The organism is Streptomyces venezuelae, from assembly GCF_008642315.1.
GTDB lineage: Bacteria > Actinomycetota > Actinomycetes > Streptomycetales > Streptomycetaceae > Streptomyces > Streptomyces venezuelae_D.
This window is the reverse complement of the sequence record NZ_CP029192.1, coordinates 5,626,874-5,648,809: the sequence shown is the minus strand read 5'-3', so window position 1 is coordinate 5,648,809 and position 21,936 is coordinate 5,626,874. Positions and strand designations below refer to the sequence as shown.

21 protein-coding genes, 1 tRNA gene and 1 riboswitch are annotated in these 21,936 nt (G+C 70.4%); of the genes, 9 read left to right on the top strand and 13 right to left on the bottom strand.

What is annotated here, in order from left to right; translation table 11 throughout:
- Positions 1–27 precede the first annotated feature (27 nt).
- Positions 28–528, bottom strand: coding sequence for a hypothetical protein (locus tag DEJ48_RS24740; RefSeq protein WP_317850928.1), 501 nt, complete (start codon positions 526–528; stop codon positions 28–30).
- A gap of 392 nt (positions 529–920) precedes the next feature.
- On the opposite strand from DEJ48_RS24740, the gene DEJ48_RS24735 reads away from it, so the two are divergent.
- Entirely contained in the window at positions 921–1,475 is a 555-nt protein-coding gene (locus tag DEJ48_RS24735; protein ID WP_150218370.1) for a VOC family protein, read from the top strand.
- 20 nt (positions 1,476–1,495) lie between these two features.
- On the opposite strand, the gene DEJ48_RS24730 is transcribed toward DEJ48_RS24735, so the two are convergent.
- The 3 genes from DEJ48_RS24730 to DEJ48_RS24720 all read right to left on the bottom strand — a co-directional run bounded on the left by DEJ48_RS24730 (position 1,496) and on the right by DEJ48_RS24720 (position 5,444).
- Positions 1,496–2,485, bottom strand: a complete 990-nt coding sequence (locus DEJ48_RS24730) for a GlxA family transcriptional regulator (RefSeq protein ID WP_150218368.1) — start codon at positions 2,483–2,485, stop codon at positions 1,496–1,498.
- A 21-nt stretch (positions 2,486–2,506) separates the two neighbouring features.
- Positions 2,507–3,988, bottom strand: a complete 1,482-nt coding sequence (locus DEJ48_RS24725) for an MFS transporter (RefSeq protein WP_150218366.1) — start codon at positions 3,986–3,988, stop codon at positions 2,507–2,509.
- 175 nt (positions 3,989–4,163) lie between these two features.
- Positions 4,164–5,444 (bottom strand): DUF445 domain-containing protein, encoded by a 1,281-nt coding sequence (locus DEJ48_RS24720; RefSeq protein WP_411757478.1) that lies wholly within the window; start codon positions 5,442–5,444, stop codon positions 4,164–4,166.
- Positions 5,445–5,862: 418 nt separating this feature from the next.
- On the opposite strand from DEJ48_RS24720, the gene DEJ48_RS24715 reads away from it, so the two are divergent.
- Complete coding sequence (locus DEJ48_RS24715; protein WP_150218364.1) at positions 5,863–7,185, top strand: SGNH/GDSL hydrolase family protein; 1,323 nt, start codon at positions 5,863–5,865, stop codon at positions 7,183–7,185.
- A 195-nt stretch (positions 7,186–7,380) separates the two neighbouring features.
- Here the strand turns inward: DEJ48_RS24715 and DEJ48_RS24710 are convergent, their stop codons facing one another.
- The 4 genes from DEJ48_RS24710 to DEJ48_RS24695 are packed head-to-tail and all read right to left on the bottom strand — an operon-like array spanning position 7,381 to position 10,749.
- Positions 7,381–8,109 carry a DUF1707 domain-containing protein gene (locus DEJ48_RS24710; protein ID WP_150218362.1) on the bottom strand — a complete coding sequence of 243 codons (729 nt, stop codon included), beginning with the start codon at positions 8,107–8,109 and terminating at the stop codon, positions 7,381–7,383.
- A gap of 11 nt (positions 8,110–8,120) precedes the next feature.
- Positions 8,121–9,101 (bottom strand): ATP-binding cassette domain-containing protein, encoded by a 981-nt coding sequence (locus DEJ48_RS24705; RefSeq protein WP_150218360.1) that lies wholly within the window; start codon positions 9,099–9,101, stop codon positions 8,121–8,123.
- 6 nt (positions 9,102–9,107) lie between these two features.
- Positions 9,108–9,935 carry an ABC transporter permease gene (locus tag DEJ48_RS24700; protein WP_223832193.1) on the bottom strand — a complete coding sequence of 276 codons (828 nt, stop codon included), beginning with the start codon at positions 9,933–9,935 and terminating at the stop codon, positions 9,108–9,110.
- Complete coding sequence (locus DEJ48_RS24695; protein WP_150218358.1) at positions 9,928–10,749, bottom strand: ABC transporter permease; 822 nt, start codon at positions 10,747–10,749, stop codon at positions 9,928–9,930. Before DEJ48_RS24695 ends, DEJ48_RS24700 begins: the two co-directional genes overlap by 8 nt.
- Before the next feature lie 207 nt (positions 10,750–10,956).
- Between DEJ48_RS24695 and DEJ48_RS24690 the strand changes: the two genes are divergently transcribed.
- Positions 10,957–13,476: a transglycosylase domain-containing protein gene (locus DEJ48_RS24690; protein ID WP_150218357.1), complete on the top strand. Its 2,520-nt coding sequence runs from the start codon at positions 10,957–10,959 to the stop codon at positions 13,474–13,476.
- A gap of 36 nt (positions 13,477–13,512) precedes the next feature.
- Here the strand turns inward: DEJ48_RS24690 and DEJ48_RS24685 are convergent, their stop codons facing one another.
- The gene (locus DEJ48_RS24685) at positions 13,513–15,069 is read right to left on the bottom strand and encodes a helix-turn-helix domain-containing protein (protein WP_223832192.1); all 1,557 of its coding nucleotides are present in this window, start codon (positions 15,067–15,069) and stop codon (positions 13,513–13,515) included.
- A gap of 245 nt (positions 15,070–15,314) precedes the next feature.
- On the opposite strand from DEJ48_RS24685, the gene DEJ48_RS24680 reads away from it, so the two are divergent.
- On the top strand, positions 15,315–15,938 hold the full coding sequence (locus DEJ48_RS24680) for a hypothetical protein (protein WP_150221373.1): 624 nt from the start codon (positions 15,315–15,317) through the stop codon (positions 15,936–15,938).
- 82 nt (positions 15,939–16,020) lie between these two features.
- Here DEJ48_RS24680 and DEJ48_RS24675 read toward each other — a convergent pair whose 3' ends face one another.
- From DEJ48_RS24675 to DEJ48_RS24665, 3 genes are all read right to left on the bottom strand, one after another.
- Complete coding sequence (locus DEJ48_RS24675) at positions 16,021–16,341, bottom strand: DMT family transporter (RefSeq protein WP_150168366.1); 321 nt, start codon at positions 16,339–16,341, stop codon at positions 16,021–16,023.
- A 46-nt stretch (positions 16,342–16,387) separates the two neighbouring features.
- Positions 16,388–16,449: riboswitch (guanidine-III (ykkC-III) riboswitch) on the bottom strand.
- 56 nt (positions 16,450–16,505) lie between these two features.
- On the bottom strand, positions 16,506–16,808 hold the full coding sequence (locus DEJ48_RS24670; protein ID WP_055568690.1) for a GroES family chaperonin: 303 nt from the start codon (positions 16,806–16,808) through the stop codon (positions 16,506–16,508).
- A 101-nt stretch (positions 16,809–16,909) separates the two neighbouring features.
- Positions 16,910–17,230, bottom strand: a complete 321-nt coding sequence (locus DEJ48_RS24665; RefSeq protein WP_385940997.1) for a DUF3618 domain-containing protein — start codon at positions 17,228–17,230, stop codon at positions 16,910–16,912.
- Between the two features lie 171 nt (positions 17,231–17,401).
- On the opposite strand from DEJ48_RS24665, the gene bcp reads away from it, so the two are divergent.
- The 5 genes from bcp (at position 17,402) to DEJ48_RS24640 (ending at position 21,257) form a co-directional block, all read left to right on the top strand.
- Positions 17,402–17,869 carry a thioredoxin-dependent thiol peroxidase gene (gene bcp / locus DEJ48_RS24660; protein ID WP_150218355.1) on the top strand — a complete coding sequence of 156 codons (468 nt, stop codon included), beginning with the start codon at positions 17,402–17,404 and terminating at the stop codon, positions 17,867–17,869.
- A 194-nt stretch (positions 17,870–18,063) separates the two neighbouring features.
- Complete coding sequence (gene proP, locus DEJ48_RS24655) at positions 18,064–19,566, top strand: glycine betaine/L-proline transporter ProP (RefSeq protein ID WP_150168372.1); 1,503 nt, start codon at positions 18,064–18,066, stop codon at positions 19,564–19,566.
- Positions 19,567–19,710: 144 nt separating this feature from the next.
- Positions 19,711–20,331 (top strand): HNH endonuclease, encoded by a 621-nt coding sequence (locus DEJ48_RS24650; RefSeq protein WP_150218353.1) that lies wholly within the window; start codon positions 19,711–19,713, stop codon positions 20,329–20,331.
- Complete coding sequence (locus tag DEJ48_RS24645) at positions 20,328–21,170, top strand: HNH endonuclease signature motif containing protein (protein ID WP_411757477.1); 843 nt, start codon at positions 20,328–20,330, stop codon at positions 21,168–21,170. The genes DEJ48_RS24650 and DEJ48_RS24645 overlap by 4 nt, the downstream gene beginning before the upstream one ends.
- Before the next feature lie 11 nt (positions 21,171–21,181).
- Positions 21,182–21,257 (top strand) — tRNA-Leu (locus DEJ48_RS24640).
- Positions 21,258–21,310: 53 nt separating this feature from the next.
- Here DEJ48_RS24640 and rdgB read toward each other — a convergent pair.
- Positions 21,311–21,913, bottom strand: a complete 603-nt coding sequence (rdgB, locus tag DEJ48_RS24635) for an RdgB/HAM1 family non-canonical purine NTP pyrophosphatase (RefSeq protein ID WP_150218350.1) — start codon at positions 21,911–21,913, stop codon at positions 21,311–21,313.
- Positions 21,914–21,936 lie beyond the last annotated feature (23 nt).

Below are 21,936 nucleotides of genomic sequence, written 5' to 3'. Positions count from 1 at the left end.
ATCCCAGGCCCGCAGACCCAGCGCGGGTCAGTCCGCGGCCCGCGTCACCCGCCTCGCCACCACCGCCGTCACCAGCGTCCCCACCCCGAAGAGCAGCGTGAACGCCGCCCACGCCAGCGGCCACACCTGTGCGTCCTGCGTGGGGTGCGTGTCGAAGGAGACGTAGAGCAGCGTCGACGGCGGGGCCGCCACCACCAGCAGCGTCCACGCCGCGCGGTCCCTGATGCCGAAGTAGGCCGCCAGGGCCACGAGGGAGACCGCCAGGAGCGTGATGCCCGCCGTCGTCACGGGGGACGTCTCGTTGAGCGCGCCCGGGGTCTCCGCGCGGTTGCGCAGGTCCCATGGCAGGCACGCCAGATACGCCGCGGCGGCGAGGGCCGCGCCCAGGATGCGGGTCGCGTACCGGGGCAGCGGTGCGGTCTTCCGGAGCGGGGTCCGTATCGCGCTCATTTTCGCGGTCCTGTTCGCGGTCCTGTTCGCGGTCCTGTTCGCGTTCGTGTTCGCCGTCGTGTTCGCCGTCGCGTTCATGTGTGCGACGGTGCCCCGTGACGTGGGGGCGCGACAGAGTACGGGTACTCATGCCGTACTCACCCACCCCACCCCATGCGCCCCGACCGCTCCGGCCACCCGACCGAAGGCAGGCCGAGACAGGCGAGACAGGCCGAGGACAGCCGCAGGCCGCCTTCCGGCAGGACGCCGACCCTCATTGGTTAATGTTCAACCATTTTCGGCCGCCATCCACACGGCGAGTCACCACCCCCCACCAGGGTCAGCCGGCAAGGAGCCGACGTTTCGGCGCCCTGAACAATGGCCGGTTTTCCTTTAACATTCAACTGATGTAGAGGGCATGCTGATTGGAGCAACGGAGACCGCCCAGGTCTCCCGCTCAACACCCCTGTCAATCAAGGGAGATGACCCCCATGCCCCAGACCCGGACCCAGACCCAGACCCAGCCCCTGCCGCTCCGCCTCCACCACCACGCATGGATCACCGACGACCAGGAGGCCAACCGGCGCTTCTACGAGGACGTCATCGGCCTCCCCCTCGTGGCCACCTGGACCGAGAGCGACGTGCTCGCCGGGGCCGAACGCGCCTACAGCCACGCCCTCTACGGCATGGCCGACGGCAGCGCGCTCGCCTTCTTCCAGTTCGCCGACCCCAAGGACCAGGAGGAGTTCAAGACGGACCTCAACGTCACGCCCCTGCGCCACATCGCCTTCAAGGTCGAGACCGAGACACAGGAAGCCATCCTCAAGCGCGTCGAGTCCGCCGGTCACGCCGACGCGAACGCGCACGTGCTCGACCACGGCTTCTGCGTCTCGCTGTACGTCACGGACCCCAACGGGCTCATCCTGGAATTCGCCGTCGACCACCCCGATGTGGAGAAGATCGACGCCGAGCGGCGCGCCACGGCACACGCCGACCTCGCCCGCTGGCTCGCCGGCGACCACACCAGCAACAACGACTGGCGCTGACCCCTGCCGCCGGACAGGCTCTAGGACCTCGCGCCCCGGAACGTCGCCCGGTACGCCCCCGGCGACACCCCCACCGCCGCCACGAAGTGCTGCCGCAGCGACGCCGCCGTTCCGAAGCCCGCCTCCGTCGCCACCCGGTCCACCGTGTGGTCCGTGGATTCGAGGAGTTCCCGCGCGCGGTCGACCCTCCGTCGCGTCAGCCACTGCATCGGCGTCAGGCCCGTCTCCTCTCGGAAGCGGCGGTTGAACGTGCGTACGCTCATCGAGGCCTGGGCGGCCAGCTCCCCCAGCGTCAGGGGGTCGTGCAAGTGGTCCTCCGCCCAGGCCCGCGCCACGCTCGTCGACGTCGACTCCCGGGCCGGGACCGGGCGTTGGATGTACTGCGCCTGGCCTCCCTCCCTGTGCGGCGGCACCACCGTCCGGCGTGCCACGTCCGCCGCCACCGCCGTGCCGTGGTCCTCGCGGATCATGTGCAGGCACAGGTCCACGCCCGCCGCCTCCCCCGCCGACGTCAGGATGCGGCCCTCGTCCACGTACAGGACGTCGGGGTCCACCGTCACCGACGGGAAGGTGCGGGCGAACAGGTCCGTCGAGAGCCAGTGTGTCGTCGCGCGGCGGCCGTCCAGCAAACCCGCCGCCGCCAGCACGAACGCCCCCGTGCAGATCGAGGCGAGGCGAGTGAGGGAGTCCGGCGCCGCCGACGCGTCCAGCGCACGCGCCAACGGGGCCGGCAGACCGCCCGGCGTCAGCGACTCGTCCTCCTCGTGCGAGGCGGGCACGATCACCGTGTCCGCCCACTCCAGCGCCTCCGGGCCGTGCTGCGCGCCCACCGGGAAGTCCGCGTCCGTGCGGATCAGGCCGGGGCCCGACAGCGCGCACGTCCGTACCTCGTAGAGCCGCTCCCCCGCCGGGTCCCTCGCCGCGCCGAACAACTGGTGCACCAGGCCCAGTTCCATCGGCAGCACGCCGTCCCGCACGAGTACCGCCACGCGGTGAGCAGAAGTAGTCATGATCCGGTGAATGCTCCGCCATTACTCCGTCGCCGACAACGGCTTCGCGATGTCCTCCAGCGAGCGCCGCTCCGCGTTCACCGCCAGCGCCGCCGCCACCAGGCCCGCCGCGCACATCAGGCCCGCGCCGATCTGGAACGCCAGGACCGTGTCGCCGACCACGCCCGACTCCGTCAGGTCGGCGAAGATCAGGGGGCCGCTGATGCCGCCCGCCGCCGTGCCGATCGCGTAGAAGAAGGCGATGGCCATCGCTCGTGTCTCCATCGGGAAGATCTCCGAGACCGTCAGATACGCGCTGCTCGCGCCCGCCGATGCGAAGAACAGGACCACGCACCAGCACGCCGTGAGCGTCGTCGCGGTCAGTGAGCCGCGGTCGAAGAGCCAGGCCGTGGCGAAGAGGAGGAGGCCGGAGAGGATGTACGTCGACGAGATCATGATCCGGCGGCCGACCGTGTCGAAGAGCTTGCCGAGGAAGAGCGGGCCGAGGAAGTTGCCGGCGGCGATGACGGCGAAGTAGTAGCCCGTGTTGCCGGACGGGACGTCGAAGAACTTGGTCAGGATCGCGCCGAAACCGAAGGTGATCGCGTTGTAGAGGAACGCCTGGCCGATGAAGAGCGACAGGCCGAGGATCGAACGCTTCGGGTACTCGCGGAACACCGTCTTGGCGATGAGGCCGAAGCCGATGCTCTTGCGCTGGTGGATGGTGATCTCGCGGTCGGGGGGTGAGAGGCGTTCGCCCTTCTCTTCCTCGATCTCGCGCTCCACCGATGAGACCAGGCGCTCCGCCTCCTCACCCTGGCCGTGGATGAACTGCCAGCGCGGGCTCTCCGGTACGTGGCGGCGTACGAGCAGGATCACCAGGCCGAGTACGACGCCGAGGGCGAAGGTGAGCCGCCAGCCGAGGTCCTTGGGGAAGATGCTCGTGTTGAGCATCACGACAGACAGCAGCGAGCCGCCGATCGCGCCCAGCCAGTAGCTGCCGTTGATGATCAGGTCGACGCGGCCGCGGTACTTGGACGGGATCAACTCGTCGATCGCCGAGTTGATGGCCGCGTACTCACCGCCGATGCCGAAGCCCGTCAGGAAGCGGAAGAGGAAGAACCACCAGGCGTCGAAGGAGAGTGCCGTGAGGGCGGTGGCCGCGAGGTACACGGCGAGGGTGACCATGAAGAGCTTCTTGCGGCCGAACTTGTCCGTCATACGGCCGAAGAAGAGGGCGCCCGCGCAGGCGCCCGCGACATAGAGGGCTGCCGCTGTGCCCGTCACCTGGGCCGAGCTGATCGCCAGGCCGCTGCCCTCCTCGGAGAGGCGGCTCGCGATGTTGCCGACGGTGGTGACTTCCAGGCCGTCCAGGATCCAGACCGTGCCGAGGCCGATCACGATCATCCAGTGCCAGCGGGACCAGGGCAGCCGGTCCAGACGGGCCGGGACCGCCGTGGTGACGGTGTTCTCGGAGGTCGCCGGGCCCGGCGGGGGCTGGGGAGGCGTGGACGACGCGGTCATGGCGGGCGGCTCCTTCCGCTGCAGCCACGTCGCCGGACGCGGGACACGAGCCCTCCGCACCACCGGACGACGGCCACCTCTACGCCGAGGGGCTCCTCCAGAGTGCCCAGCGAACCCCCGATCACGCGCGCTGAAGTGCGCTTACGCCGCCCGCACCCCCTGCGCCCGCACCCCCTTACGCCCCCAGCAGCCGCGACACCGCATAGATCGCAAGACCCGCCAGGGAGCCGACCACCGTGCCGTTGATGCGGATGAACTGCAGGTCACGGCCGATGTGCGCCTCGATCTTCTTCGAGGTGTGCTCGGCGTCCCAGCCCGCCACCGTGTCGCTGATGAGCGAGGTGATCTCGTCGCGGTACGTCGTCACCACGTACACCGCCGCGCCCTCCACCCAGCCGTCCACCTTCTGCTGGAGCCGCCCGTCGTCCGCCATCCGCGCGCCGAGCGAAAGCAGCGAGGCCCGCACGCGCAGCCGCAGCTCGCTGCGCTCGTCCTCGGCCGCGGCGACGATCATCGCGCGCACGGCCGACCAGGCGGAGGCGATGAGGTCCTGGACCTCGTCGCGGCCCAGCACCTCCCGCTTCAGCCGCTCCACGCGCTCACGCGTGTCCGAGTCGGACTGGAGGTCCGCGGCGAAGTCGGCGAGGAAGCGGTCCACGGCGCCGCGCGCGGGGTGGCCCGGCATGTCCCGCATCTCGGTGACGAAGCGGAGCAACTCCTTGTAGACCCGCTCGCCGACCCGCTTGTCGACGAACTTCGGGGTCCAGCCGGGCGCCCCGCCCTGCACCGCGTCCATCACCGAGTCGGCGTGCTCCACCAGCCAGTCGTGCGCCCGTACGCAGACCAGGTCCACGACCCGTTTGTGGCCGCCGTCCGCGACGACCTTCTCCAGCATCTTCCCCATGCCGGGGGCGATCTCCTGGGCGTCGGCGCGCCGCGTGATCGCCTCGCCGACGACGGCCTGCACGTCGGAGTCGCGCAGGACGGTCAGGGCGCCGCGCAGGGCCGTGGCGAGCTCGGCGGTCACGCGGTCCGCGTGCGCCGGCTCGGCCAGCCAGGCACCGAGGCGCCCTGCGATGCCGACGGCGTGCAGCCGGTCCCGTACGACATCGGCGGAGAGGAAGTTCTCCCCCACGAAATCACCCAGCGAGGCGCCAAGCTGGTCCTTCTTGTTCGGGATGATCGCCGTGTGCGGGATGGGCAGACCGAGCGGGTGGCGGAAGAGAGCGGTCACCGCGAACCAGTCGGCCAGAGCGCCGACCATGCCCGCCTCGGCGGCCGCCGCCACGTAACCCGCCCAGGGGCCCGCGCCGGAGTGCTGCGCCCACTTCGCCAGTACGTAGACGACGGCGACGAAGACGAGCAGGCCCGTCGCCGTGATCTTCATACGGCGGACACCGCGCCGCTTCTCCTCGTCGGCGGGGCTGTACGTGAGGCCGCCGGGGGCTCGGGGCACGCGGGGCTCCCGCACCGCCGCCTTTAGGCCATTCGTGGAACCGTTCCCCGTGTTTCCCGCCGGGGTGTCCGGTGCGGCCCGGAGCGCCCGGCTTGCGGCGCCGTCCCCGCGGGCATGCTCATCGCCGTGCACCTCAGCCGGTTCCTCCGCATTTGCGCGTTCCACTCAGTCCACCTGGCCCGTTCACCTAGTAGCCGTCCGCACTGTTCCCCTGTCCTGCGTCCTGCCCACTGTCCCGATTGTCCCCATCGACTGTGTCCTACGCCCCTTCCTGACCTACTCCTGGAACGGACGACAAGTTCCCGGCGTCTCATGGGACGGAGGGGGGCAGTGTCGGCCGCCTCACGGCCCATGCCGCATCATGGGGTGATCACACCGGAGCCTCGGGGCTCCCCCTGCCCGAGGAGAAAGAGCCCGCATGACCAAGCGACACGGTTATGCCCTTCTCGCCGCGGTTCTCGCGGTCATAGTGGTGATTTCCGCAGCCATATACGTCGGGGTCGCAGGCACCGACGACGGCTCGAAGGACACGATCAGCGCGGGCCCCAGCGGTCCCCGCAACTCCGCCGCACCCGCCTCCTCCGGCATCTGGGTCGGCTCCTGGTCCGCCTCGCCCGCGGGGTCGGAACCGGGCACGGAGCGGAAGGGGTTCGCGGGCCGCTCGATCCGCAACGTCGTGCACACGAGCGTCGGCGGCAGCAGCGCCCGCATCACCCTCTCCAACCTGTACGGCACGACGCCGCTCAGCATCACGCACGCGTCGATCGCGCTGGCCTCCGCGTCGAACAACCCGGCCGCCGCGGCCGGCACGCTGCGCAGGCTCACCTTCAACGGCAACACGTCGGTGGTGATCCCGCCGGGCGCCCAGGTGATGAGCGACGCGGCGCGGCTGCGGGTGCCGCACGACGCGGACCTGCTCGTCACGACGTACTCGCCGACCCCGTCGGGGCCCGTCACCTACCACCCGCACGCCCGCCAGATCAGCTACGTCGCCGAGGGCGACCGCACGGAAGACCAGCTGGGCGACGCGTACACGGAGCAGAGCCCGTACTGGCGCTACCTCTCCGCGGTGGACGTCCTGAGCAACGAGACCGACGGTACGGTCGTCGTCTTCGGTGACTCCATCACCGACGGCATCTCGTCCACGATGGGCGCGAACCGGCGCTGGACGGACGTCCTCGCGGACCGGCTGCGCGAGGAGTCGGGCGCGCCGCGCTACGGCGTCGTGAACCAGGGCATCAGCGGCAACCGCATCCTCTCCGACGGGCTCGGCAACCCCGCGATCAATCCCAGCGGGCTCTCCCGGTTCGACCGGGACGTGCTGAGCCGTACCGGGGTCAAGGCGGTCGTCATCGCGCTCGGCGTCAACGACATCCTGCGCAACCCGCACCAGAACGATCCGGACCGGATCGTCGAGGGGCTGCGCGAGCTGACGCGGCAGGCGCATACGCGCGGGCTGCGGGTCGTGGGTGCGACGCTGATGCCGTTCGGGGGGCACCGGGGGTACGAGCCCGCTCTGGAGAGCGTGCGGCAGGCCGTGAACGAGCAGATCCGGTCGGGGCGGGTCTTCGACGAGTTCGTGGACTTCGACCGGGCGTTGCGGGATCCGTACGATCCGCGGAAGCTGCGGGCGCGGTACGACTCGGGGGATCACCTGCATCCTTCCGATGCGGGGTTCCGGCGGATGGCCGAGACGTTCAACCTCTCGCACCTGAAGGGCTCGGCCGCGGCCGAGCTCTGACCTCCGCTCCGCGAGGGGGTGGTGGGGGGCGTTCACCGGGTGCGGCCCGGTGGGGGCCGCTCGCGCAGTTCCCCGCGCCCCTGACCGGCACCACCTCGACCCCCGACGTTTCGGTGGCGTTGTGGTGGATGGGCCAGGGGCGCGGGGAACTGCGCGATCAGCCACGAACGACCCGCGGCCGGCCGCGCAGCGGGGTCAGTCGTCCGGGTTGGCGCGGCGTTCCAGCCGCGCCCTGCGGCGTTCTTCCTTCTGGCGGAGCTTCTCCGCTCTGCGGATCTTGCGGTCCACGCCCACCCCTCCCATCAGGGCGAAGCCCTTCACGACCACGCGAGGGGAGCCCGGCGTGCCCTCGCCCGTGGCTCTGTCGTCGAAGCCGCCCATGACGCCGAAGCCGCGTACCACGACCGTCATGTCGGGGGGCACGACGACCTGGAGGCCGCCCATGATCGTGAAGCAGCGGATCTCGACGTCACGGTCCGTGAAGCGCGCCTCGCGCAGGTCGATCTCGCCGCCGCCCCACATCGCGAACGCGGTGAACTGCCGGCCCACCACCCAGCTGCCCTTGCGGCCGAAGCCGCTCCAGAAGGCGAAGCCGAGGGTGGAGGTGGGTTCGGCGCCTTCCGCCATGCGTTCGGGCCAGTTGATCGCGACGGGGTCGGAGCTCGGCGCCGCGCCGTGTTTGATCAGGTCCGCCTTCGCGGAGGAAGCGGTGACCGGCTCGTGCGACGGAAGGTCGCGGGTGAGCGGCTCCAACTCGCCGTACGTCCGCGCCTTGTACGTCGCGTCCAGCCGTTCGTCGAACTCCGTCATGTCGAGGCGGCCCTCGGCCACCGCGTCCCGCAGCTGCTCGGCGACCCGTTCACGGTCGGCGTCGGAGGCGCGCAGGTCCGGCAGGCGGGGAGGGGTGCGGTGGTCGTCACTCATGACTCCGCAGCCTACGAGGTCGGCTTCTCCGCGTACATCTTCGCGATGACCGCCTCGATGTCCGGTTCCCTGACGGAGAGGTCCACCAGGGGGTAGCGGTCGGCGATGTGCGCCACCAGCGGGGCCGCCGACTGCGCCGCCGGGAACGCCAGCCACTGGCGCGGGCCCTCCACCTTCACCACCTTCGCCGCCGACCCCGCCTCGATCGGCGGGAGTTCGCGTTCCAGGTCCACGACCAGGGTGCGCTCGCTCTCGCCCACCTCGTGCAGGCCCGACAGCGCGCCGTCGTACATCAGGCGCCCGTGGTCGATGACCATCACGCGCTTGCAGAGCTGTTCGATGTCCGTCAGGTCGTGGGTCGTGAGGAGGATCGTCGTCCGCGACTCCTTGTTGAGGTCGCTCAGGAAGCCGCGGACCTTCGACTTGCTGATCACGTCGAGGCCGATCGTCGGCTCGTCCAGGTACAGCACCTCGGGATCGTGCAGCAGCGCCGCCGCGATGTCGCCGCGCATCCGCTGGCCGAGTGAGAGCTGGCGTACCGGGACGTCCAACAGGTCGCCCAGTTCGAGGAGTTCCACGCAGCGGTCCAGGTTCTCCGCGTAGCGGGCGTCCGGGATGCGGTACATCCGGTGCATCAGGCGGTACGAGTCGATCAACGGGAGGTCCCACCAGAGCGTCGTGCGCTGACCGAAGACGACTCCGATGCGGCGGGCCAGGCGTGTGCGTTCGCGGGAGGGATCGATGCCTGCCACGCGCAGCTTGCCGCCGCTCGGGGTCAGGATGCCCGTCAGCATCTTGATCGTCGTGGACTTGCCCGCACCGTTCGGGCCGATGTAACCCACCATCTCGCCGCGCGGGACGGTGAACGAGATGCCGTCCACCGCCCGCACCTCGTGGCGCTCGCGCCGCATGAAGCCGGTCTTCCTGCGGACGTCGAAGACCTTCTCCACGTCCTCCAGCTCGATGAGAGGGTCGCCCGGTGTGCCCGTCATGTCGGTTCAGCTCCCTGTGCTGCGGTACGAACGGAGGCCCGCGCGCCAGACGACGCCCGCGAGCGCGAGGAGGGCCGCGGCCACCAGCGGCGGTGTGAACGCCGTCCACGACGGCAGGTCGAGTGGATAGGGGCGCCCGAGCACGTACAGCGCGGGCAGCCAGTTCACGAACGCCAGCGGCAGTACGAACGTGACGCCGCGCACCAGGTCCTTGGCGAAGACGGTCGGCGGATACTGGAGCAGCGTCGTGCCGCCGTACGTGAACGCGTTCTGCACCTCCGCCGCGTCCTGCGCCACGAACTGGAACGCGGCGCCGCCCACGAACACCGCCGCGAAGATGCCCGCCCCGCACAGCAGCATCAGCGGCACCATGAGGACCTTCAGCGGGGTCCAGTCGATGTCCAGGACCACGAGGGCGTACGTGAGGACCAGCGTGCCCTGCGCGAGGCGGCCGACCCGGTGCAGGCCGAAGCGGTCGGCGGCGACCTGCGCGAGCACGGGGGCGGGCCGCACCAGGAGCGTGTCGAGCGTGCCGTCCCGCACCCGTCTGCCGAGGCGGTCCATGGAGCCCAGGGCGACGTCGGCGAGGCCGAAGGCGGTGCACGACGCGCCGTACAGGAACGCGATCTCGGCCAGCGAGTAGCCGCCGAGCCGGTCCACCTGGGAGAACATCAGCAGGATGGCCACGAAGTCGAACGCGGTCACCGCGAAGTTGCCGAACGCGGTCATCGCGAACGAGACGCGGTAGGCCATGAGGGAGCGGATCCACATGGCGGAGATCAGGCGGTAGGCGCGCAGCCCCTCCCGCACCGGCGACAGGTCGTCGTCAGCCACCCTGCACCACCACCCGTCGCGTCGCCACGGCCTGCAGCAGCCGCCCCACGGCAAGCAGCGCCACCGCCCAGCCGATCTGGAAGGCGTACGTCCGCAGCAGGGCCGTCCCGGAACGTTCGCCGAGGAACACGTCGGCGGGCATCTGGAGCAGCGCCGACCAGGGCAGGGCCCGGGCGAACTCGCCGAGGGCGCCGGGGAAGACGTTCAGCGGCAGCAGCATCCCGGAGAAGAACGTGCCCGCGAGCATCGCCACCTGTGTGACGCCCGCGCCGTCCATCAGCCAGAAGGCGGAGAGCGCCACCAGGAACCGGATCGCGAAGCTGACCGCCACGCCGAGCACGGCGGCCACCAGGAACGCCAGCCAGCCCAGCACGTCCGGCGGCAGGGTCAGGTCGAAGACGAGCGCGCCGAACACCATGGGGACGATGCCGCGGCCGAGCAGCTGGAAGGCCGCCCTGCCCACGTCGGCCGCCAGCCACCAGAGCTGCAGGTCGGCGGGCCGGTACAGGTCGACCGCGATGTCGCCGGTGCGGATCCGTTCGATCAGCTCGCCCTCGAAACCGCCGCCCATCAGCGCCATCACCGTCAACAGCGCCTGACCGAGCCACACATAGGTGAGGGCCTGCGACTGGTCGTAGCCGCCGAGGCCGGGCCGCTCGTCCCAGAGCGCCAGGTAGGTGTAGGCGAGAATCAGGCCGAAAACCGTGTTCGTGAAGACTCCGGCCGCGGTCGCCATCCGATACGTGGCGTACCTGCGGAAGCTGCCCTCGGTGACGGCCGCGTACAAACGGAACCGTCCTGCACGCACGAGCATCCCTTTCACCGTGGGCTTCGTCCCGTATGGGGCCAAAGCGCTGGAGCCTAGTGCGACAGGGGTCGTCCGAGCCAGGCATTTTCGGGGCGTGGCGCGTCCCTGGTCACGAAGGCCTGTGGCAACGGTGTCCAATGGGGTTGCAACGGGGTTGCAAGAGGTTTACGAGGCGTACGGGATGTACGACGCTAACCGGGAGTTCCGCAAGACATGAGCGACGAGCCGCAGCAGCAGGGCAAGCAGGGTCCTGTCCGGCGTCCGGGCTGGGCGTCCAGGGAGCCGCAGGACACGCCCGCTGACACCGCGGAGACGGCGGCGACGGCGGCGACGGCGGCATCGGCCGAGACGGCTGGGGAGGCGCCCGGAGCGTCCGCCGACGGGAAGAAGGGCAAAAAGCCCAAGCGGCCCAAGCGCAAGGGCTGGCGGCGGATCTTCCCCACCTGGCGCATGGTCCTCGGCGGCTTCATCCTGATCATCCTGCTGTGCGTCGGCGGCTTCATGGCCGGCTACATGCTGGTCGACATCCCGCCCGCGAACTCCGCGGCCACCAAGCAGAGCAACGTCTACCTCTACGCCGACGGCACCCAGATCGCCCGCGACGGCGAGGTCAACCGCGAGAAGGTGCCCCTCAAGGACGTGCCGCTGCACGTCCAGCACGCCGTGCTCGCCGCCGAGGACCGCGACTTCTACGGCGAGTCCGCCGTCGACCCCAAGGCCATGATCCGCGCGGCCTGGAACACCGTCACCGGCAAGGGCAAGCAGTCCGGCTCCACCATCACCCAGCAGTACGTGAAGAACTACTACCTGGGGCAGGAGCAGACGGTCACCCGCAAGGTGAAGGAGTTCTTCATCTCGATCAAGCTGGACCGCGAGGTGAGCAAGGACGACATCCTCGAGGGCTATCTGAACACCAGCTACTTCGGCCGCAACGCGTACGGCATCCAGGCCGCCGCCCAGGCGTACTACGGGAAGAACGTCAAGGACCTCTCCGTGGCCCAGGGCGCCTACCTCGCCACGCTCCTCAACTCCCCCAACGCCTACGACGTCGCCACACACCCCGAGAACAAGCCCCGCGCGGCGGGCCGCTGGAACTACGTCCTGGACGGCATGGTCACCGAGGGCTGGCTCGGCAAGTCCGACCGGACGAAGACGAAGTTCCCGATGCCCGACGAGGCCAAGGGCGCGGCGGGCCTGTCCGGGCAGCGCGGCTACGTGGTGAAGGCCGTGGAGGACTATCTGACGGCCAACAAGATCATCGACGAGGAAACCCTCGCCAAGGGCGGCTACCGCATCACCACGACCCTCCAGAAGGACCGCATGGACGCCTTCAAGGAGGCCGTCGACAAGCAGGTGATGTCGAAGGTCGACAAGGACGCCCGCAAGGTCGACCGCAACGTCCGCGCGGGCGGCGCCTCCATCGACCCGGCCACCGGCAAGGTCGTCGCGATGTACGGGGGCATCGACTACACCAAGCAGTACGTCAACAACGCCACGCGGCGCGACTACCAGGTCGGCTCCACCTTCAAGCCGTTCGTCTTCACCTCCGCCGTGGAGAACGGCTCGGTCACCCAGGACGGCCGCCCCATCAACCCGAACACGATGTACGACGGCACCAACAAGCGGCCGGTGCAGGGCTGGAGCGGCGGAACGTACGCCCCGGAGAACGAGGACCACGTCGACTACGGCGACATCACCGTCCGCACCGCCACCGACAAGTCCGTGAACTCGGTGTACGCGCAGATGGCCGTCGACGTCGGCTCCGACAAGGTCAAGGACACCGCGGTCGCCCTCGGCGTCCCCGAGAACACCCCCGACCTGACCGCGTCCCCCTCGATCGCGCTCGGCCCCTCCACCGCGAGCGTCCTGGACATGACCGAGGCGTACGCGACGCTGGCCAACCACGGCAAGCACGGCACGTACACCCTCGTCGACAAGATCAGCAAGGACGGCAGCGAGATCGAGCTGCCCGAGCCGAAGACCTCGCAGGCCGTGACCCGCGAGGCCGCCGACACCACCACGTCCGTCCTGCAGAGCGTCGTCCAGGGCGGCACCGGCACGGCGGCGCAGGGCGCGGGCCGCCCGGCCGCGGGCAAGACCGGCACGGCCGAGAACGACACGGCGGCCTGGTTCGCCGGCTACACCCCCGAGCTCGCGACGGTCGTCGCCGTCATGGGCCAGGACCCGGAGACCGGCGCCCACACCCCGCTGTACGGAGCGCTCGGCGAGCCCCGCATCAACGGCGGCGCCTACCCCGCGCGTGTCTGGGCCCAGTTCACCAAGGCCGCCCTGAAGGGCAAGCCGGTCAAGGACTTCGACCTGGAGCTTGAGCAGGGCGCGGACGTTCCCGAGGTGCCGGACCCGACGACGGGTGGCAGCGACGAGCCCGGCACGGACGGCGGGACCGACGGCGGCCCCGACACCGGAGGCACGACGGACGGCGGCACCACCGGCGACCAGGACACCGGAGGCACCACCACCGGCGGCCAGGACACCGGAGGCCAGACCGGCGGACAGACGGGCGGCCAGAACGGCGGTCAGACCGGTGGTCAGACGGGCGGGCAGGAGACCGGCGGCCAGAACACGGGAGGGCCGACCGACGGCGGCGCCAACGGCGGACCCACCGACGGAGGCGCCCAGGGCGGGCCGACGGGCGGCACCGACCCGGCGGGCGGGGCGGTCGACGGCGGGACGGACGACGCCGGGGGGATCGGCGGCCTCACGGACGGTTGACGCCGGGACGGTTGACGCCGCCACCGCCGCCCGTCCTCAGCTGTACCAGCGGCGCCCGATCGTGTCGTACATGTATCGGTTCAAGCCTTTGATGGCGCTGGTACGGAACGGACGGCCCTCGTCGTCGATGCGCACCGTGCCCGTGCGGCCCTGCGAGGACCAGTCCAGCTCCAGGTACCAGCGGCAGTCGCACGACCGGGTCCCGCCCGTGATCAGCAGCACCTCGGGGTCCTTCGCCGAGACGCGGTAGGGCATCCGCACGGCCGGGATCGGCGTGCCGGAGTCGTTGCCCGGGACCGCGCGGGCGATGGGGCGGTCCTTGTCCAGGTCCACGTCGAAGTACCGGGGAGTGACCGCGCCGCCGCAGCCCAGGTCCATGGCGTACGCGTTGCCCTTCACCGGCGCGGCACGGCCGACCACGCGCACGCGCAGCGCCTCCAGCACGACGGCCGTGTCGCTGCGCCCCTGCACCGACAGCCGCACCAGCGTCTCGCCGCCGTGCACCGCCTTCTGCGTCGCCGCCCACGGCGCCGCGTCCTGCGGGGCGGGAGGAGGGGGGACCTGGCTCGGCGGCTTGGCGATGACGTAGTCGTGCCCGCAGCCGAGCTTCCACGCCTGGGAGTCGACGGACCACGCGAGCGGCAGCCCGGTGGGCTTCTCGCCGTGGCGCGGGGCGGAGGTCGCGCCGGGCGCGCGAGAGGTTCCCGGCTTCTCCTTCGCCTGTTCCCTCTTCGACGGTTTCCTCTTCGGGGCGGTGGGGCCGGAGGGCGGCTCGGAGGTGGGGGTTCCGCTCGGGCCGGACGGGTCGCCGCGCCGCTCCGGCGCGGCGGCCTCCGCGGTTTGGGCGACCTGGCCGGAGCCGTCGGCGGACGCCCGGCGCCCGTCGGGCAATACGGAGAAGGCCCCGAGCGTCACGAGTCCGGCACACGCGGCGGCCAGTCCGGCCACGAGGCGGCCTCGGCGGTACCAGGGGCGGGGCGGGGGTGGGGCGTTCACGGCCTCCGGTGCCGAGGTGTCCGGGTCGTTCACGGCCTCCGGTGCCGAGGTGTCCGCCTCGTTCACGGCCTCCGGTGCCGAGGTGTCCGGGTCGTCCACGGCTGCCGCCGCCGCGGCGGTGTCCGCGCTCGCAAGCCTGCGGCCCAGTGGGGGCTTGTCGCGCAGTTCCCCGCGCCCCTGGGTAGTCCTGCCCGAGGCCACCGCACTCGGCTCCGCCGCGGACGCCCCCTGGGTAGTCCTGCCTGAGGCCACCGCACTCGGCTCCGCCGCGGCCGCCTCCTGGGTCGTCCCTCCTGCTGCCTCGCCAGCCTCCGTCGTACGAGGTCGGCGGCGGGCCGCCACTGCCAGGAGCCAGCGGCGGTGGAGTTCCAGGCGCTCCTGCGACGTCGCCCCGCACAGCGCCGCGAAGCGTTCCGCGGGGGCGAAGTCGAGCGGCACCGCGTCGCCCGCGCAGTAGCGGTGCAGCGTCGAGGTGTTCATGCCCAGACGGCGGGCCAGCGAGCCGTAGCTCCGGTCCGTGCGCTCCTTCAGCTCCGTCAGCAGCGCCGCGAACCCGGCCACCTCGTCGATGCCGTCGCCGTCGTCCTGTGCCGACACGGGTCCCCCGTCCTCGTACGCCCCCACGCGGCCCGGGACGGTATCCCAGGCACCCGTGTACCTGCACGTCAGACGGGCTGGGATGGTTCCACCCCGGTCGATCGTGCGTCGGTCGTTGCGCCCGGTGGCCGTGACCGCTGATGCTCTTGGTGCCGCACCGGCCAGGCCCGGGCCGACCAGCCGGTCTCGCCGCGGCACTCCACGTCCACGCACTCCTCCACGGGGGAACACCCATGCCCAGCACCATGTCCCTGCGCATCCGAACGAGCGCCTGCACCACGCTCGCCGTCGCCGCACTCGCGGCGGGCACCGTCCTCACCGCCCCGGCCGCCGGCGCCGCGACCGGGACCGCCGCACCCGCGTTCCTGTCGGCGTCCCAGCTGCCGCCGCACCCGACGTCGTCCTGGACCGCCGGGCGGGTCACCGAAGGGTTCCCGGACGAGATCGGCTTTTGCGTGAGCACGGAGGGCGTGCCCTCCTACGACTACCGGAATCGCCTCTTCCGTACCGACGTGGACACCAACGCCGCGCAGCTGACCGTCGTGGCGGACACGGCCGCCCACGCCAAGGCCCTGGCCGCGCACTACGACGACCTGGTCCGCACCTGCGCCGAGCGCATCGAGAAGGCCGACCCCGACGTCCGGGCCGAGGGCCGGGACTACGGCAAGCTGCCGGTCGAGGAGGGCGCCCGCGTCCGCGGCCTGCACACCGAGACGTCCGGGGGCGCCACCGACATCGCCCTGATGTCGGTCGGGCGGGACGGCAGGACCGTGACCGTCGTGAAGTGGGCGCAGATGGGCGACTTTGGGGACGCGCCCGTGGCCGCCTTCAAGAAGACGACGACCACGGCGGTCAACAAGCTGTACTGACCCCGAAAGGACAGGGGCCGTCCTCCCGTCACGGGGGTCGGGAGGACGGCCCCTCAACCGGGGTCACGCCCCGACACAGGCCCTAGTGGCCGGACGTCGCCTTCAGGCCGACCACGGCCACCAGCAGCAGACAGACGAAGAAGATCCGGGCGGCCGTGACCGGCTCACCCAGGATCACCATGCCGAGCACCGCCGCGCCGGCCGCGCCGATGCCGACCCACACGCCGTAGGCCGTACCGATGGGCAGCGTCTTGGCGGCCTGCGAGAGCAGCATCATGCTGGCGACGATGCCGACGCCCGTGAACACGCTCGGCCACAGGCGGGTGAAGCCGTCCGTGTACTTCATCCCGATCGACCAGCCCACTTCGAGCAGTCCGGCGACGATCAGCAGAACCCAGGCCATGACGGCACCTCCGACGAGTAGAAACGCGAACGCGTTACCTGATGGGGGTGCGTCGTCTTTGCGGAAACCCGGTACGGCGCGTCTCGTCGGGGTCCTTCAAAGGTAGCAAAACGCATGCGTGAGGGGCTGGTGACGATGGTCACCAGCCCCTCACGCCTACGTTTCTACAGGTACAGACCCGTCGAGTCCTCCGACCCCTCGAACCGGTCGGCCGCCACGGCGTGCAGATCGCGCTCGCGCATCAGCACGTAGGCCACGCCGCGCACCTCGACCTCGGCACGGTCCTCCGGGTCGTAGAGGACCCGGTCGCCCGGCTCGACCGTCCGGACGTTCTGCCCGACCGCGACCACCTCGGCCCAGGCGAGCCGCTTGCCCACGGCAGCGGTCGCGGGGATCAGGATGCCGCCGCCGGAGCGCCGCTCACCCTCGCTGGTGTCCTGCCGCACGAGCACGCGGTCGTGCAGCATGCGAATGGGCAGCTTGTCGTCGTGGGGGGTCCCGGGGGTCTTCTCGCTCACGCCCCAGAACCTACCCGCACCGACGGGACCAGTGGGTCCCGGGTCTCCGGTCAGGCGCCGCGGCGCCGCGAGCTCACCACGAGGAGCCCGACGAGGCCCACGGCCACCAGGGCAACCGGCACGATGCGCTCGATGCGCGGCGAACCGTCCTCCGTGACGAGCTGTCCGCGCACGTCGGAGACGAAGCGATTCGCCCCCACATACGCCCGGCCGAGCGAGTTGTCCACGCCCGCGACGACTTTCGCCTTGGCGTCGCCGACGATCGTCTTCGGGTGGACGCGCACCCCGATCTCGTCGAGGGTCTCGGCGAGCTGGTCGCGCCGGCGCTTGATGTCCGCCTCGATCTGCGCAGGGGTCCTGGCATCCGACACCGCGCTGCCTCCGTGGTCGTAGCTGTGGATGTGGAACGTATGGAGCGTGTCATGACGTGGAGCTCTACCCCACAGTCTGTCAGCTTCGCGCGCGCCGCACCCCGCGGCACCCCTATTACGCTCGTCCCCGTCACCACACTCTTTGCGAAGCACCCGTACGAGGAGACGCCCATGAGCGAGCGACTGCAGCCCGGCGACACCGCCCCCGCGTTCACCCTGCCCGACGCCGACGGCAAGGACGTCTCGCTGGCGGACCACAAGGGCCGCAAGGTCATCGTGTACTTCTACCCCGCCGCGCTCACCCCCGGCTGCACCAAGCAGGCCTGCGACTTCACGGACAACCTCGACGCGCTGGCCGCCGCCGGGTACGACGTCATCGGCGTCTCCCCCGACAAGCCGGAGAAGCTCGCGAAGTTCCGCGAGCAGGAGAACCTCAAGGTCACGCTGGTCGGCGACCCCTCCAAGGAGACCCTGGAGGCGTACGGCGCCTTCGGCGAGAAGAAGCTGTACGGCAAGACGGTGACGGGCGTCATCCGCTCGACCGTGGTGGTCGACGAGCAGGGCAAGGTCGAGCACGCGTTCTACAACGTGAAGGCGACGGGTCACGTGGCGAAGATCATCAGGGACCTCGGCATCTGAGACGCCCGAGACGCCCGAGACGCCTGAGACATCTGAGACATCTGAGACGTCTGACCGGAGCGGTCGGCGGGACGCGCGCGTTCCCTTCCCGATGTGACGTAAGCCCCCCTCACGGGGGGCTTTCGTTTGCATCGGCCATCTTCGAGCAAGTGATCTCACGGGGAACTTGTACGAAGACCGAAAGGACCTACTCCATGGCGGCCCAAGAAGAGCTCGAGGCCGAGGCCGACCCGGAGGCGATGAAGCGCCACCGCACCCTGTTCCGCGCGGTGAAACGGCGCAAGAACCCGCCCCTGCGCCGTACCGACATCACGGTGACGGACGAGGCCGCGGTCAAACGGGCCGTCAAAGCGGCCTCGCTCGGCAACGCCATGGAATGGTTCGACTTCGGCATCTACAGCTACCTGGCCGTCACCATCGGCCACGTGTTCTTCCCTTCCGGGAACGACACGGCCCAGCTGATCTCGTCCTTCGCGACCTTCGCGGTCTCGTTCCTGGTGCGCCCCATCGGTGGCATGGTGTTCGGCCCGATGGGCGACAAGGTGGGCCGCAAGAAGGTCCTTGCGCTCACGATGATCCTGATGGCGATCGGCACGCTCGCCATCGGCCTGATCCCGTCCTACGCGACGATCGGCTTCTGGGCGCCCGTCCTGCTGATCTTCTTCCGCCTGGTCCAGGGCTTCTCGACGGGCGGCGAGTACGGCGGCGCGTCCACCTTCATCGCCGAGTACGCGCCGGACAAGCGCCGCGGGTTCTTCGGCAGCTTCCTGGAGATGGGCACGCTGGCCGGCTACACGGGCGCGGCGGGCCTCGTCCTCATCCTCAACGCGTCCCTCGGCTCGGACACGATGGAGTCCTGGGGCTGGCGCATCCCGTTCCTCGTCGCGGGCCCGCTGGGCCTGGTCGGCCTCTACCTGCGGCTGAAGCTCGACGAGACCCCCGCGTTCCAGAAGATGGAGGACGCGTCCTACCACTCGGCGTCCGAGGGAGCGTCCACGGTCGAGACGACGGCCAAGGGCGACCTGGCGAAGATCTTCCGCGACCACTGGCCGACGCTGATCCTCTGCATCGCCCTGGTCGGCGCGTACAACATCACCGACTACATGCTCCTCTCCTACATGCCGACGTACCTCTCGGACGAGCTCGGCTACGACGACTCGCACGGCCTCCTGATCCTCATCGGCACAATGATCATCCTGATGCTGATCATCACCCGGATCGGCAAGCTCTCCGACCGCTTCGGCCGCAAGCCGCTCCTGATGACGGGCATGATCGGCTTCCTGGTCCTCTCCATCCCGGCGTTCCTGCTCATCCAGCAGGGCAGCCTGGTGGCGGTCTCCGCGGGCATGCTCCTGCTCGGCCTCTCCCTGGTCTGCCTCCTCGGCACGATGTCGGCGACCCTGCCCGCCCTCTTCCCCACCTCGGTCCGCTACGGCTCCCTCTCCGTCGGCTACAACCTCTCCGCCTCCCTCTTCGGCGGCACGGCTCCCCTGGTCATCACGTCCCTGATCAGCGTCACGGGCACGGACATGATCCCGGCGTACTACTCGATGGCGGCGGCGCTGGTCGGCGTGATCGCGGTGGCCTGCATGAAGGAAACGGCCCAGAAGCCGCTGTCGGGCTCGCCCCCGTCGGTGGAAACCAAGGAGGAAGCAGCAGAAATGGTCGAGGCCCAGGCCACACCCCCCAAGTTCTGACCGCCCCCTCCCCTGCCACAACGGCCCGCCCCGCTTGCACCCACAAGTGAGGCGGGCCGTTCCGTATTCCGGGCGTAACAGTCCGATTTTCGGTTCGTTAGGCCGTACGAGGCTGCGAACGCGTGGCCGGATGGGGAGGACGGCATGACGGTTCGGTACACCCGTGAGCTGCTGGAGGAGGCAGCGCGGGAGACGGCTACGTGGGATGAAGCGGTGCGGTGGTGCGGCGGGGAACCCACCACCGGAAGCAGGCACTACCTGCGCCGGAAGATGACCGAGGAGGGCATCGACACCTCGCACTTCCCGCAGCAGTGGGTCCGCCACACCGAAGAGAGGCTCCGGGAGGCCGTGGCGCAGTCCACCTCCATGAAGGAAGTGGTGTGCCGCCTGGGGATCAGCAACGTCGGCGGCAACCACGCGCACATCAGCCGCCGGGTCACCCGTCTCGGCATCGACACCTCACACTTCACGACTCGTCGGGGCAGACCGAAAGGGGCCTTGGGCCCCGTGCTGGCTCTGAGATCTCCGGACGACGGACGCATCCCCGGCACACGTCTCCGCCGGGCATTGCTGGGTACCGGCGTAACCGAGGAATGCGCCGAGTGCGGGGTCGGTACGGAATGGAACGACCTGCCGCTCCGGCTGGAGGTCGACCACGTCAACGGTGACTGGTGGGACAACCGCCCGGCCAACCTTCGCCTCCTCTGCCCCAACTGCCACGCGGTGACGGACACTTACCGAGGCCGGCGTCGGAGGATCACGTGAGCAGGGTCAAGTATCCCTTCCAGACGCTGGCCCGCATGGCGCCCTCGTGCACCAGTCTGGTGGACCTGATGCGTCGGCTGGGGGCTCCGATGGGGGCAGGTCCGCGCAGGTACCTGCGGTGGCGCCTGCAGCACTACGGAATCGACACCGCGCACTTCCGCGACGAGCCTCTGCCCGAACGGCCTGCTCGCTCCTACTCCAAAGAGATCTTGGCGGACGCCGCTGCGCGCTCCCGCAGCATTCGGGAGATGTTCCTGCACATGGGCATCCCCCCGGAGGACGGCCCGTACGGGCACGTCAAGAAGAAGCTGGAGAAGTTCGGGATCGACACCGGCCACTTCCTCCAGCGCTCCGAGAAGGGCGCTGCCGCGCTCTTTCCTCGCGAGGATCTCGCACGGGCCGTCGCCGAATCTCGTGGGCTGGCCGGTGTCATGCGGGCCCTGGGCTGTTCTCCGGCGGGAGGCGCCGGCCGCACGAAAGCGCTGCGCAGCATCGAGGCCTACGGGCTGTCGACCACCCACTTCGTCGGACAGGGGCACAACGTCGGTCGGCCCGGGGCCAATCGGAGGAGCGCCGAGGAGATCCTAGTCCGGCTCGACCCGCCCGCGGGGCGGACCAGCACCGCGCTCCTGCGGCGTGCCCTCGACGAAGTCGGGACGCCTCGTGTGTGCGGGGCGTGCGGGCTGGGCGAGGTCTGGCGGGACAGGCCTCTCGTGCTGGAGATCGACCACATCGACGGCGATCGTCTGGACAACCGCCGGGAGAACCTCAGATACCTGTGTCCTTCCTGCCACAGCCAGACCAGGACCTTCTCGAACCGTCGACGCCCGGCACAGTAGAGTGGCCGGGCGGGTCCGTACCCCAGCTGGCCTAGAGGGCGCCGGTTTAGGTCCGGTGTGTCGTGGGTTCGAGTCCCACCGGGCCCACACACCGAGAAAGGGCACGGCGCCGCGCGCCGTGCCCTTTCTCGTGTTGCGCCTCAGCCCAACAACTCCCGCACCACCGGCACCAACCCCCGAAACGCCACCCCCCGATGGCTGATCGCGTTCTTCTCCGTTGCCGTCAGTTCCGCGCACGTGCGCGTCTCACCCTCTGGCTGGAGGATCGGGTCGTAGCCGAAGCCGCCCGTGCCGGCCGGAGCCGTGCGGAGGGTGCCGAGCAGGCGGCCCTCGACCACGCGTTCCGTGCCGTCGGGGAGGGCCAGGGCCGCCGCGCAGGCGAAGTGGGCCGCGCGGTGTTCCGGGGCGATGTCGGAGAGCTGGGCCAGGAGCAGGTTCAGGTTCGCCTCGTCGTCGCCGTGGCGGCCTGACCAGCGGGCGGAGAAGATGCCGGGGGCGCCGTTCAGGACATCGACGCACAGGCCCGAGTCGTCCGCGACGGCGGGCAGGCCCGTGGCCTGGGCGAGGGCGTGGGCCTTGAGGAGGGCGTTCTCCGCGAAAGTGACGCCCGTTTCCTTGACGTCGGGGATCTCGGGGTACGCGTCCGCGCCGACGAGGTCGTGCGTGAGGCCTGCGTCGGCGAGGATCGCCCTGAGTTCGGTGATCTTGCCTGCGTTGCGGGTGGCGAGGATGAGGCGGGTCATGCCCCCAGTATCGCCGCCCCGGC

Coding starts and splice junctions, on each gene's coding strand:
- DEJ48_RS24740 (WP_317850928.1), bottom strand. CDS start 528: ATGAACGCGACGGCGAACACGACGGCGAACACGAACGCGAACAGGACC.
- DEJ48_RS24735 (WP_150218370.1), top strand. CDS start 921: ATGCCCCAGACCCGGACCCAGACCCAGACCCAGCCCCTGCCGCTCCGC.
- DEJ48_RS24730 (WP_150218368.1), bottom strand. CDS start 2,485: ATGACTACTTCTGCTCACCGCGTGGCGGTACTCGTGCGGGACGGCGTG.
- DEJ48_RS24725 (WP_150218366.1), bottom strand. CDS start 3,988: ATGACCGCGTCGTCCACGCCTCCCCAGCCCCCGCCGGGCCCGGCGACC.
- DEJ48_RS24715 (WP_150218364.1), top strand. CDS start 5,863: ATGACCAAGCGACACGGTTATGCCCTTCTCGCCGCGGTTCTCGCGGTC.
- DEJ48_RS24710 (WP_150218362.1), bottom strand. CDS start 8,109: ATGAGTGACGACCACCGCACCCCTCCCCGCCTGCCGGACCTGCGCGCC.
- DEJ48_RS24705 (WP_150218360.1), bottom strand. CDS start 9,101: ATGACGGGCACACCGGGCGACCCTCTCATCGAGCTGGAGGACGTGGAG.
- DEJ48_RS24695 (WP_150218358.1), bottom strand. CDS start 10,749: ATGCTCGTGCGTGCAGGACGGTTCCGTTTGTACGCGGCCGTCACCGAG.
- DEJ48_RS24690 (WP_150218357.1), top strand. CDS start 10,957: ATGAGCGACGAGCCGCAGCAGCAGGGCAAGCAGGGTCCTGTCCGGCGT.
- DEJ48_RS24680 (WP_150221373.1), top strand. CDS start 15,315: ATGTCCCTGCGCATCCGAACGAGCGCCTGCACCACGCTCGCCGTCGCC.
- DEJ48_RS24675 (WP_150168366.1), bottom strand. CDS start 16,341: ATGGCCTGGGTTCTGCTGATCGTCGCCGGACTGCTCGAAGTGGGCTGG.
- DEJ48_RS24670 (WP_055568690.1), bottom strand. CDS start 16,808: ATGCTGCACGACCGCGTGCTCGTGCGGCAGGACACCAGCGAGGGTGAG.
- bcp (WP_150218355.1), top strand. CDS start 17,402: ATGAGCGAGCGACTGCAGCCCGGCGACACCGCCCCCGCGTTCACCCTG.
- proP (WP_150168372.1), top strand. CDS start 18,064: ATGGCGGCCCAAGAAGAGCTCGAGGCCGAGGCCGACCCGGAGGCGATG.
- DEJ48_RS24650 (WP_150218353.1), top strand. CDS start 19,711: ATGACGGTTCGGTACACCCGTGAGCTGCTGGAGGAGGCAGCGCGGGAG.
- rdgB (WP_150218350.1), bottom strand. CDS start 21,913: ATGACCCGCCTCATCCTCGCCACCCGCAACGCAGGCAAGATCACCGAA.